This is a genomic window from Aromatoleum petrolei, assembly GCF_017894385.1.
GTDB lineage: Bacteria > Pseudomonadota > Gammaproteobacteria > Burkholderiales > Rhodocyclaceae > Aromatoleum > Aromatoleum petrolei.
The window spans coordinates 4,534,865-4,547,017 of the sequence record NZ_CP059560.1 but is presented as its reverse complement, the minus strand read 5'-3'; the positions used below and the strand labels follow the sequence as shown (position 1 = coordinate 4,547,017).

General features: G+C 67.9%; 9 protein-coding genes. 1 reads left to right on the top strand and 8 read right to left on the bottom strand.

The window, feature by feature from the left end; all coding sequences use genetic code 11:
- Positions 1–49: 49 nt before the first annotated feature.
- Positions 50–1,411 carry an alkaline phosphatase D family protein gene (locus tag ToN1_RS20800; protein WP_169206429.1) on the top strand — a complete coding sequence of 454 codons (1,362 nt, stop codon included), beginning with the start codon at positions 50–52 and terminating at the stop codon, positions 1,409–1,411.
- Between the two features lie 29 nt (positions 1,412–1,440).
- Here ToN1_RS20800 and ToN1_RS20795 read toward each other — a convergent pair whose 3' ends face one another.
- The 8 genes from ToN1_RS20795 to gcvT form a co-directional block, all read right to left on the bottom strand.
- The gene (locus tag ToN1_RS20795) at positions 1,441–2,760 is read right to left on the bottom strand and encodes a D-serine ammonia-lyase (protein WP_169206430.1); all 1,320 of its coding nucleotides are present in this window, start codon (positions 2,758–2,760) and stop codon (positions 1,441–1,443) included.
- A gap of 135 nt (positions 2,761–2,895) precedes the next feature.
- The gene (locus ToN1_RS20790; protein WP_169206431.1) at positions 2,896–3,333 is read right to left on the bottom strand and encodes a YaiI/YqxD family protein; all 438 of its coding nucleotides are present in this window, start codon (positions 3,331–3,333) and stop codon (positions 2,896–2,898) included.
- A 16-nt stretch (positions 3,334–3,349) separates the two neighbouring features.
- The gene (locus tag ToN1_RS20785; RefSeq protein ID WP_169206432.1) at positions 3,350–4,363 is read right to left on the bottom strand and encodes a zinc-dependent alcohol dehydrogenase family protein; all 1,014 of its coding nucleotides are present in this window, start codon (positions 4,361–4,363) and stop codon (positions 3,350–3,352) included.
- Between the two features lie 272 nt (positions 4,364–4,635).
- Positions 4,636–8,085 (bottom strand): pyruvate carboxylase, encoded by a 3,450-nt coding sequence (locus ToN1_RS20780; RefSeq protein WP_169206433.1) that lies wholly within the window; start codon positions 8,083–8,085, stop codon positions 4,636–4,638.
- A 209-nt stretch (positions 8,086–8,294) separates the two neighbouring features.
- Positions 8,295–9,416 (bottom strand): aminodeoxychorismate synthase component I, encoded by a 1,122-nt coding sequence (gene pabB, locus ToN1_RS20775; RefSeq protein WP_169206434.1) that lies wholly within the window; start codon positions 9,414–9,416, stop codon positions 8,295–8,297.
- A 5-nt stretch (positions 9,417–9,421) separates the two neighbouring features.
- Positions 9,422–9,889, bottom strand: a complete 468-nt coding sequence (locus tag ToN1_RS20770; protein ID WP_169206435.1) for a dihydroneopterin aldolase — start codon at positions 9,887–9,889, stop codon at positions 9,422–9,424.
- 4 nt (positions 9,890–9,893) lie between these two features.
- Complete coding sequence (gene lipA / locus ToN1_RS20765; protein WP_169206436.1) at positions 9,894–10,862, bottom strand: lipoyl synthase; 969 nt, start codon at positions 10,860–10,862, stop codon at positions 9,894–9,896.
- Between the two features lie 152 nt (positions 10,863–11,014).
- Positions 11,015–12,145, bottom strand: coding sequence for a glycine cleavage system aminomethyltransferase GcvT (gene gcvT, locus ToN1_RS20760; RefSeq protein ID WP_169206437.1), 1,131 nt, complete (start codon positions 12,143–12,145; stop codon positions 11,015–11,017).
- Between the last annotated feature and the right edge of the window lie 8 nt (positions 12,146–12,153).

Here is a 12,153-nt window from a genome sequence, read left to right as displayed (position 1 = left end):
GGATACGGATTTCGCAACTCGCAGGAGCTTGATTGAGGCATGCGGCACAATGGTCTTCGGTAATCTCGCCCTTCGCCGTCTGGCGCTACCCTGGCTGCTGCTCGCGCTGAACGCGGCCGGTTCCGATGCGGCCACCCTGGCCGGCGGGCCGATGGCCGGACCGGCGACGGCCACGCGCGTCGGCGTGTGGCTGATGACCGACGCCCCTGCGCAGGTGCAGCTCGAATACTGGCCGCACGGTCAGCCCGACGCGGTGCGGCACAGCGCGCCGGTCACCGTGAGCCCGGAGCGCGGCCACACCGCGCGCGTCGAACTCGACGGCCTGCAGGCCGCCACCCGCTACGCCTACCGCGTGCTGCTCGACGGAAGCCCGGTCGAACTCGAAGAGTTGCCTGCGTTCACCACGGCGCCCGCGAATCCGGCCGCGCCGCGCGACTTGCTCATCGCCACGGGTTCGTGCAGCTACGTCCCCGACTCCCCTTACGAGGTCACGCAGAACCCCTTCGGCGGCGGCTTCGAGATCTTCGATGCCGTCGCCGCGCAGCAACCCGACGTGATGCTGTGGCTGGGCGACAGCATTTATTACCGCGACGACGACTTCGCGCCCGCAAACGAGGCCGCAGCACGCATGCACCGACGCTGGGCGGCCACCCGCGGCTTTGCGCCGCTGCAGCGGCTGCTGCGCACCGGTCAGCACGTCGCCATCTGGGACGACCACGACTACGGCCCGGACAATTCCAACCGCGACTTCGCGCTCAAGGCGACGACGCTTGAGCTGTTCAAGGACTACTGGGCGAACCCCGGCTACGGACTGCCCGGCGTCCCCGGCATCTTCGCCCGGGTGCCGCTCGGAGATGTCGAGCTGTTCCTGCTCGACGACCGCTTCCACCGCGACGACGATGCGGCCGCGGACTCGGCGCGGACGATGTTGGGCGCGGCGCAGCTCGAGTGGCTGAAGGCCGCGCTGCGCGATTCGCGCGCCACCTTCAAGCTGGTCGCCAATGGCAGCCGCATGCTCAGCGACCGCCCCTCACCGAAGACACTCGGAGGCGAGGGCTGGCACAATTTCCCGCAGGAGCGGCCGGCCTTCCTCGACTGGCTCGCTGCACAGCGCATTGACGGCGTTTTCTTCCTCTCGGGCGATATCCACTACACCCACCTGACCGAGCGCGAGCGTCCCGGCACCTACCCGCTGACCGAGCTGACCTGCTCGCCGCTGACCTCGCGCGTGCATCCCCGCCCGTTCCCGGTGCGGGAGGTTCCCGGGACGCTGATTACACAGCGCAATTTCTGCACGCTTGAGTTTTCCGGGCCGGCCGGCGCGCGCTTGCTGCGCGTCGCCGTATGGAATGCCGCGGGCACGCGCCTTTGGCAGAAGGAGTTTCCGGCCGCGCAGCTGCGCACCCCGTGAGCACGCCCGCGCGGCCGGGATGCCGACGATCAGATTAGTCGAACAGTGTTCATCAGCGTTTCGGCCCGCGCCTGAAACCGACGAAGCTCCTCGGATGGAACGAGTGAGCCGCCCGTCGCCCAAATCACATGCGTCACGGCAGACATATTCACTCCGTGTTCGCGCATGTACGCCTGCCCGGCGGGGGAATTGCCAAGCCAGCCCGGCCCGCCGATGCCGGCGGCGGCCGAGGGCTCGATCTCCACGCCCATCGAGGTCTTCAGCGCAAGCAGATGCACGTAGAGCTGATCGTCGGGGACGGTGAACACCCCGGCGAGTTGCGACGCCATCAGGGGGCTGACCAGTTCCGAAGCCTGGCCGACCGCGAGGCCGTCCGCTTCGGTGCGGTTGTCGAGGCCGATTTCGTAGACGGATACGGGGGCGTCTCCGCCCGAGGCGAGTTGCACCAGCATGCAGGGCGAGGCGACGGGCTCGGCGAAGAAGCAGTGCACGTGTTCGCCGAACAGCGCCTTGAGCCCGTAGGTGATGCCGCCGGGGGCGCCGCCGACACCGCAGGGGAGATAGACGAAGAGCGGGTGTGCGGCGTCCACGACGCGGTCCGCTGCAGCGAGTTGGCGCGCCAGATGACGTGCCGCCGCGGCATACCCGAAAAAGAGCATGGCGGAACGTTCGTCGTCGACGAAATGACTGCGCGGTGCCGCCAGCGCCTGCGCCCGCCCCGCCGCCACGGCTTCGGCGTAGTCGCCCTCGTGCTCGACGACGCGCACGCCACGTTTGCGCAGGCGCTCCTTCTTCCACGCCTTGGCGTCCGCCGACATGTGCACCACGGCGTCGAATCCGAGCGCAGCCGCCATCACGCCAATGCTCAGGCCCAGGTTGCCGGTGCTGCCTACGCCAACCGAGTATTGCGAGAAGAGTGCGCGCGCCGCCGACGAGGCCAGGACTCGCGGATCATCTGCCGCATCGAGGAGGCCGTGCTCAAGCGCGATGGATTCGGCAAGGCTCAGCACTTCATGAAAGCCGCCGCGAGCCTTGATGGAGCCGGCGACCGGCAGCTCGTCGTCGCGCTTGATGAACCACGCGCCATCGGCCCGGTCGGCCAGTGCGCCTTGAAGCGCAGCGGCCGGCATCAGTTGCGATTCGATGTGGCCGTTGCTCGACGCCAGTTCGGGAAACAGGGTCGCCATGAGCGGTGCGAAGCGCGCAAGGCGAGCCTCGGCCGCCGCGATCAGCGCCGTCGACGGAGCTGAGGACGGCAGGGGCTGCCCAAGCCGTGGATTCAGCCATAGCAAGGGTTCGCGGGACTGAAGTTGTGCCAATAGTTCCGGAACGGATGAGAGTGCGGTCATCGGGTCGATCTTTGTGGGAAATGACTTTGATTGTTCGCGCGTGCGTCGGCCAGCCAAATGCGTATGCGGCTCGTTGCTGCGCAATTGGGCCAGCCTATGCGGGAAGCGACGACGCGTCGGCGTACTCGAGGGGCGCTACCTCAACAGGCGATCCAGCCGGTTCGCAAACGCCTGTCGGTCCCCTGCGCTGAATGCCGCCGGACCGCCGGTGTCCACGCCGGTGCTGCGCAAGGTGTCCATGAAGTTGCGCATGTCGAGCAGTTGGCGGATGTTTTCCTTGCCGTAGAGTTCGCCGCGCGGCGACAGCGCGTGAGCGTCCTTTTCGACGATTGCGGCGGCGAGCGGGATGTCGGCGGTGATGACGAGGTCCCCGGCCTGCACGTGCGCGGCGATGTATTTGTCGGCCTCGTCCAGGCCGCCCGGGACCTGGATCATCCGGACCTGCGGCGACGCTGGAATGCGCAGATACTGGTTGGCGACCAGGGTGAGCGGGCGTTTGGTGCGCTCCGCGGCGCGGAAGAGGATTTCCTTGATGACGCCGGGGCAGGCGTCGGCGTCGACCCAGATGTGCATGAAATATCCTGTGCTGTCAGTGCCGAATGCAGATCTTGCCGAAATGGCGGCCGCTGGCCAGGTACTGCATGGCCTCGCGCAGCTCCTCGAACGGGAAGCTGCGGTCGACGACGGGGCGCATGCCGCTGTGTGCGATCGCGCGCGACATCGCGAGGAAATCCTCGCGGTTGCCGACGGTGATGCCCTGCAGGCGGACGTGGCGCGTGACGACCAGCCCCAGCGGCGCGTCCATGACGGAACCGCCCAGCACGCCGATCAAGCTGATCGCGCCGCCCGGCCGCACCGCGCGCAGGGATTGCGTCAGCGTGCCCTGCCCGCCGACCTCGATCACATGGTCGACGCCACCGCCGCCCGCTGCGTCGCGCGCGACGCGGCCCCATTCGGGCGTCGAGCGGTAGTTGATGGTGACGTCGGCGCCCATTTCGCGGACGCGTTCGAGCTTCTCGTCGCTGGACGAGGTGCAGACGACCCGCGCGCCGAGCAGTTTGGCGAACTGCAGCGCGAACAGGGAGACGCCGCCGGTGCCCTGGACCAGCACCGTGTCGCCGGCCTTCACCCGCCCTTCCGTGACGAGCGCGCGCCACGCGGTGACGGCGGCCGTGGGCAGGGTGGCGGCCTCGGTGTCGTCGAGGTGCGCGGGGACGTGGGCGATCGTCGAGGCCGGGACGACCATGTACTCGGCCATGGTGCCGTCGCTTTCGCAGCCGAGGCTGCGCGCCATGTGCTCCGCGCTCGGCTCGCCGTCGGGCCAGGTCGAGTAGAACAGCGGGCAGACACGATCGCCGAGGTGGAATGCATCAACGCCACTACCGACCTGGTCGATCCGCCCTACGCCATCGCTGAGCATGATCAGCGGCAGGGCCTGCATGCGTGATCCGTAGCCGCGCCGCGGCACCAGCAGGTCGCGATAATTGAGCGCGGAGGCGAGCATCCTGAGCCTGACTTCGCCGGGGCCGGCAGTGGGCTCGGGGCGCTCGCCGATGCGCAGGTTGTCGTCGGACCACGCGTTTTCGACCTGAAAGACTCTCATCCGAACTCCTCGCAACGTGGTGATGGCAGTGGGGGGAATACTAATCCATGGACGGCCTTCCACCGGCATCGCATCGCCGCTTCAGCTGACCGGATGCGCTTGAGCGCGACTTGGCGGGATACGCTGCGCCGCTCTTGCACTACGGGTCCGGGCAATCATCGACGACAGCACGATCACGCACGCCGCCGACGCGCAAAAAAAAGTCCGGGCACCATGACCCGGACCTGCAAGACCCCTCTGGAGAGAAGGGGGAGAACACTGTGCGCCGGCGGCTATTGCAGCTCGACCAGCAGATCCTTCGCCGCGACCTTGTCACCGGGCTTCACGAACACGGCTTTCACGACGCCGTCGCGCTCGGCGGTGAGCGCCGTTTCCATCTTCATCGCCTCGATCGAGACGAGCGGCGTGCCCTTGGCGATCTTCTGGCCGGCGTGCACCGCGACGGTGACGACCGCGCCCGGCATCGGCGCGCCGACGTGATTGGGGTTCGCCTCGTCCATCTTCGGGTGGCGGCGTCCGGTGGGGGCGGCCCCCGCTTTCGGGATGCGCTGCAGGCGCGGCTGGCCGTTGAGCTCGAAGAAGACTTTGACACGCCCCTCCTCGTCCGGCGTGTCGCTGCTGCCAGTCTGGCGCACGATGAGGCTCTTGCCGCGCTCGATGTCGACGCTGATCTCTTCGCGGTCCTTGAGGCCGTAGAAGAACACCGGCGTGGGCAGCAGCGAGACATCGCCGTAGCACGCGTGGTGCGCGGCGTAGTCCTTGAAGACCTTGGGGTACATCAGCCAGGAGGCGAGGTCGGTGTCGGAGATCTGGCGGCCGGTGGCGCTTTGCGCTTCGGCACGCGCGGCGTCGAGGTCGACCGCGGGCAGGAAGTCGCCGGCACGGCCCTTGAGGGGGTCGCCGCCTTTGAGGACCTTGCGTTCCAGTTCCTTGGGGAAGCCGTCGGGCGGAAAGCCCAGTTCGCCGCGGAAGAGCGAGATCACCGACTCGGGGAAGGCGATTTCCTTGCCGGGGTCGCGCACTTCCTCGGGCGTGAGGTCGTTGGCGACCATGAAGAGCGCCATGTCGCCGACGACTTTCGAGGTCGGCGTGACTTTCACGATGTCGCCGAAGAGCTGGTTCACGTCGGCGTAGGCCTGCGAGACCTCCGGCCAGCGGTGTTCCAGGCCCATCGCGCGGGCCTGTTCCCTCAGGTTGGTGTATTGACCGCCGGGCATCTCGTGCTTGTACACGTCGGAGGTGCCGCAGCGGATGTCGGCCTCGAAGGGGGCGTAGGCGCGGCGCACGCCTTCCCAGTAGTGCGACAGCGACTGCATCGCGTCGAGATCGAGGCCGGTGTCGCGTTCGGAACCGGCGAGCGCCGCGGCGATGGAACCGAGGTTCGGTTGTGAGGTGAGACCGCTCATGGCGTCCATCGCGCCATCGACGGCATCCACCCCCGCTTCAATCGCGGCGAGCACGCTCGCGGCGGCAATGCCCGAGGTGTCGTGGGTGTGGAAGTGGATCGGGAGGCCCACTTCTTCCTTCAACGCCTTGACGAGGGCCTTGGCGGCGCGCGGCTTGCACACGCCGGCCATGTCCTTGATGCCCAGGATGTGGGCGCCGGCCTTTTCGAGCTGCTTGGCGAGATCGACGTAGTACTTCAGGTTGTACTTCGGGCGGCTCGTGTCGAAGAGGTCGCCGGTGTAGCAGATCGTGCCTTCGCACAGCGCGCCCGCTTCATTCACGGCATCCATCGCGACGCGCATGTTGTCGATCCAGTTGAGCGAATCGAACACGCGGAAGACGTCCACGCCCTCCTTCGCCGCCTGCTGCACGAAGTAGCGCACGACGTTGTCGGAGTAGTTGGTGTAGCCGACGGCGTTCGAGGCGCGCAGGAGCATCTGGAACAGCACGTTGGGCACAGCCTGGCGCAGGCGCGCGAGGCGCTCCCACGGGTCTTCCTTGAGGAAGCGGAGTGCCACGTCGAAGGTCGCCCCGCCCCAGCATTCGAGCGAGAAGAGCTCGGGCACGAGGCGCGCGTAGTGCGGCGCGATCTCGAGCATGTCGCGCGTGCGCATACGGGTGGCGAAGAGCGACTGGTGCGCGTCGCGCATCGTGGTGTCGGTGAGCAGCACCCGACGCTCGCTCTTCATCCACTCGGCGAACCGCTGGGGGCCGAGTTCCTTGAGGCGATCGCGCGTGCCCGCGGGCGGGGGCACGGCGAGGTCGACGACCGGCTTGATCGGCTTGGCGAGCGGGAGCTTGGGGGCCTGGCGGCCGGCCATCTCGGGATTGCCGTTGACGCTGACTTCGCCGAGGAATTTCAGCAGCTTGGTCGCGCGATCCTGGCGCTTCTGGAAGCGGAAGAGTTCGGGCGTGGTGTCGATGAAGCGCGTCGTGCATTCGCCGGACTTGAACAGCGGATGCGCGATGACGTTCTCGAGGAACTGCAGGTTCGACGACACGCCGCGGATGCGGAACTCGCGCAGACCGCGGTCCATGCGCGCGATGGCCTCATCCGGACTGTGGCCCCAGGCGGTGACCTTCACCAGCAGCGAGTCGTAGAACGGGGTGATGACCGCGCCCGAATAGGCGGTGCCACCGTCGAGACGCAGGCCGAAGCCCGCAGCGCTGCGGTAGGCGGTGATGCGGCCGTAGTCGGGGGTGAAGTTGTTCTCGGGGTCTTCGGTGGTAACGCGGCACTGCAGCGCGTGGCCGTTGAGGCGGATGTCGGATTGCGCCGGCAGGTAGGCGTCGGCCGCACCGATGCGCGCGCCTTCGGTGACGCGGATCTGCGCCTTGACGATGTCGACGCCGGTGACCTGCTCGGTGACGGTGTGCTCGACCTGAATCCGCGGATTCACTTCGATGAAGTAGAAGGCGCCGGTATCGGCGTCCATGAGGAATTCGACGGTGCCGGCATGGGTGTAATGCGCGGCACGGCATAGCTTCAGCGCGGACTCGCACAGTTCGGTGCGGCGCGCGTCGTCCAGATACGGGGCGGGGGCACGCTCGACGACCTTCTGGTTGCGACGCTGCACCGAGCAGTCGCGCTCAAAGAGGTGCACCAGATTGCCGTGGGTGTCGCCCAGCACCTGCACTTCGACGTGGCGGGCGCGGCGCACGAGTTTCTCCAGATACACCTCGTCGTTGCCGAAGGCGGCGAGCGCCTCGCGGCGAGCGACGTCCAGCAGGCCGGGGAGCTCCTCCTCGTTCTCGATCGCGCGCATGCCGCGACCGCCGCCGCCCCAGCTCGCCTTGAGCATCAGGGGGTAGCCGACTTCGCGCGCGAGGCGCTTGATCTCGTCGAGATCGTTCGGCAGTGCGCCGGTGGCAGGCACGACCGGGACGCCGGCAGCAACCGCCAAGTTGCGTGCGGCGACCTTGTTGCCGAGGTCCCTCATCACCTGCGGCTGCGGGCCGATGAAGGCGACGCCGGCGGCGGCGCAGGCTTCGGCGAATTCGGGGTTCTCGGACAGGAAACCGTAGCCGGGGTGGATGGCATCGACGCCGGCGTCCTTGGCGACGCGGATGATGTCGGCGATATCGAGATAGGCGGCGATCGGCTTCTGGCCGTTCCCCACGAGGTAGGACTCGTCGGCCTTGAAGCGGTGCAGCGCGAAGCGGTCCTCGTTGGCGTAGATCGCCACCGTGCGGATGCCCATCTCGCTCGCGGCGCGGAAGACGCGGATCGCGATTTCGCCACGGTTGGCGACGAGGATGCTCTTGATCGGTTTCATGTCCCTGCCCTGCCCTTCTGGCATGTCTAACTGATTGTAGTGACTGACGAGTATGTCGGATGCCGAACACGGCCGTCGTGATGGCCGCGACCCTTCGGGAATTTAAAGCCGTATGCCCCTGCTTCGATGTTCGGTATGCGACATGTTCTTGCGGTATTCAGCCTGCGGCGAAATATCGTTTCGACCAGCCCTGCCCGTTGCGGCCCTGTTCATGCGGCACACCGCAGGATGCGGGCCTTGGCGCGCATCTCCTCGTATTCGTCGTGCGCGACCGAGTCGGCCGTGATGCCGCCGCCGACGCCGTATTCCGCGCGGCCGGTAAGGCCGTCCAGCGCCAGTGTGCGGATCGCGACGTTGAAGATCGCGTCGCCGCCCGGTTTCAGCAGACCGATCGCACCACAGTAGATGCCACGCGGTTCGGCCTCGAGCCCGGCGATGATCTCCATCGCCTTGATCTTGGGCGCGCCGGTGATCGAGCCGCAGGGAAAGAGCGCGGCGAAGATGTCCGCCAGATCCGCTTCCGGGCGCAGCTCGGCCGCCACCGTCGAGGTCATCTGGAACACGGTCGGATAGGTCTCGACGGAGAAAAGGTGCGGCACGCGCACGCTGTGGGGGCGCGCGACCCGCGACATGTCGTTGCGGATGAGATCCACGATCATCAGATTCTCGGCGCGGTTCTTCTCGGAAGCGGCCAGCACTTCGGCATGCCGGGCGTCCTGCTCCGCGTTGCTGCCTCGCGCGAGCGTGCCCTTCATCGGTTTCGAGATCAGGCGTTCGCCATCGCGGCGGAAGAAGAGCTCCGGCGACAAGGACAGGATGCGGTGGCGCCCGAGGTCGAGCAGCGCGCAGTAGCCCGTCGGCTGACCCGCACGCAGGTGCTCGTAGAGCGCGCGATGGTCGCCGTCGTAGCGGCCGTGCAGGCGGATCGTGTGATTGATCTGGTACACGTCGCCGGCACGGATGTGGTCGAGGATGCGGCCGATGTCGACGTCATAGCGGTCGCGCTCGACACCCGGCTGCCAGTCGTCGCAACGCGCCGCCGCACGCGGGGGCTCGACCGTGTCCGCCGGTCCGTCGAACACCCCGAACCAGGCCAGCGGCAAGGCCGGACGCTGACGGAAGCGGAAGGCGGGGTCGAAGGCGGAGCCCGCCTCGTAGCAGACGAAGCCCGCGACCCACGCGCCGGCGCGAGCCAGCACGTCGGCACGGGCCAGCACCGCACGCACGTCCTGCGGCTCGCGCGCGACGAGTTGCTCGCGCGGCGCAGCGAAGTGCAAGGGCGCATCAACGCCCGTGGCGTCCGCCGGGAAGTCGAAGCGCAGGCTCGTCATGACCTTCAGCGCGCCCCGCCCGCCGCCAGCGCTCGGACTTCGGGGTGCCCCGAAGCGGCCACGACAAGTTCCACCGGCTGCTTGCGCCGCCGCAACTCCGTCGCGCGCTGGTGCTCGCCACGATTCGTCGTGCGCTCGATGCCGATCGCCGTCGCGTAGCGGCTGACGCGCTGCTTGTAGAGGCCGACCGACACCTCCTGCACACGCGGGTCGAGGCCGAAGGCGAAATCAAAAATTTCGTTCACGCGCGTTTCCAGCAGCGGGGTGTGCGGCGTGCGCGGCCATTCGGTCGCGAGCCAGCGGCACAGCGGCTCGTAGTCGAGGCAGCCGTCGAGGTCGTCCGGCACGGCGGGCGCGAGGCCCGTCAGGGTCACGGAGACCCACACCGGCTGCGGCTCCTGTTCATCCTCGTAGATGCCCACCGCGAGGCGGGTCTCGAGGCGTTCGATCTTCACGCTCCAGATCGCATTCATCGCCTTACCCCCCGATCACGCCGCGCGCCTGCAGGTCGGCGTGGTAGGAGGAACGCACCATCGGGCCGGAGGCGACGTGGCGGAAGCCCAGCTTCTCGCCGACGACGCGCAGCTCGCCGAATTCGGCCGGCGTCACGTAGCGGCGCACCGGCAGGTGGTGCAGGCTGGGCTGCAGGTACTGGCCGATCGTGACCATGTCGACCTTGTGTGCGCGCAGGTCGGCGAGCGTCGCTTCGATCTCCTCGCGCGTCTCACCCACGCCCAGCATCAGGCCGGACTTGGTCGCGACATTCGAGTGGCGCTCCTTGAAGGCCGCGAGGAGATCCAGCGAGTGCTCGTAATCGGCACCGGGGCGCACCTCGCGGTAAAGGCGCGGCACGGTCTCGATGTTGTGGTTGAAGACGTCGGGCGGCTCGGCGGTCAGCACATCGAGCGCGAGGTCCACGCGGCCACGGAAGTCCGGCGTCAGCACTTCGACGGTGATGCCGGGGTTGGCGTCGCGCGTCTCGCGGATGCAGTCGGCAAAGTGCTGGGCACCGCCGTCGCGCAGGTCATCGCGGTCGACGGACGTGATCACGACGTATTTCAGGCGCATCCCGGCTACGGTCTGCGCGAGGTTCTTCGGTTCTTCCGGGTCCAGCGGCAGCGGGCGGCCGTGGCCCACGTCGCAGAACGGGCAGCGCCGCGTGCAGATCGCCCCCATGATCATGAAGGTCGCCGTGCCGTGGTTGAAGCACTCGCCCAGGTTCGGGCAGTTGGCCTCCTCACACACGGTGTGCAGGCGGTTCTCACGCAGCGTGCCGGTGAGCTGGCGCACGCTCTTCGTGCCCCGGAAGGCCGCGCGGATCCATTCTGGCTTGCGCAGCTGCTCGGCCGGCATGATCGGGACGATCTTGACCGGGATGCGCGCGGTCTTGTCGGCGCCGCGCTGCTTGATTCCGGCCTGCGGGGTGGGGGTGCTTGCGTTCTGCATGGGTGAGGCTCCGGCGGGCGACCCGGCTCTCGGGATCGCGATCCAGATTTCCGCACGTGCCGAGCCCGCCGAAGATCCTCACGGAACATCGACTGGCTCAGCCCGAACGGGTGGAGTGATTGGTGCGATCGAGAGCCGGACCGCCCCTTACATCAGCCGCGGTAGTAGCGCTGCGGCACGAAGGGGGTGCTGGCGACTTCGACCGGAACCGGCTTGCCGCGAACGATCGCGGAGAGCTGGGTGCCGACCTTGGCCAGGGCGGTTTCGACGTAGCCCATCGCGACGGGCGCTTCCAGCGTCGGGCCGAAGCCGCCGCTGGTGACGATGCCGACCTTCTTGCCGCTGGCGTCGACGATCTCCGCGCCTTCACGCACCGGCACGCGGGCGTTCGGACGCAGGCCGACGCGCTTGCGCGACACGCCGTTGGCGATGTGGCCGAGGATCACGTCGGCGCCGGGGTAGCCGCCCGCACGCGCGCCGTCGGCACGGCGGGGCTTGGACAGCGCCCACAGCAGGCTGCTTTCGACCGGCGAGGTGTTCACGTCGAGGTCGTGGCCGTACAGGCACAGCCCGGCTTCGAGGCGCAGCGAGTCGCGCGCACCGAGACCGATCGGGGCGACTTCGGGGTGGCTCAGCAGCTCGCGCGCCAGGGCTTCGGCCTTGTCGGCGGGCACCGATATCTCGTACCCGTCTTCGCCGGTGTAGCCGGAACGGCTGACGTAGCACGACACGCCGAGGAGGTTCACGGTGATGCTGTTCATGAACACCATCTTGGCGACTTCGGGCGCGAGGCGGGCCAGCACGGTGGCGGCGGCCGGGCCTTGCAGCGCGAGCAGTGCGCGGTCATCGAGCACCTCGACCTTGCAACGGCCGGACAGGTGCTTCTGCATGTGCGCGATGTCCTGCGCCTTGCACGCGGCGTTCACCACCACGAACAGGCGGTCGCCGAAGTTCGCGACCATCAGGTCGTCCATGACGCCGCCGGTCTCGTTGGTGAACAGTGCGTAACGCTGCATGCCCTGCGGCAGGTCGATGATATCGACCGGCACCAGGGTTTCCAGCGCCGCGGCGGCCTCGGGGCCGACCAGGAAGACCTGGCCCATGTGCGACACGTCGAACAGACCAGCCTGGGTGCGGGTGTGCGTGTGTTCCTTGATGATCCCGCTCGGGTACTGCACCGGCATCTCGTAGCCCGCGAAGGGCACCATCTTGGCGCCGAGGGAGACGTGCAGGTCGTACAGGGGCGTGCGCAGCAGCGGTGCGTCGGAGTGGATGTCGCTCATCATGATTC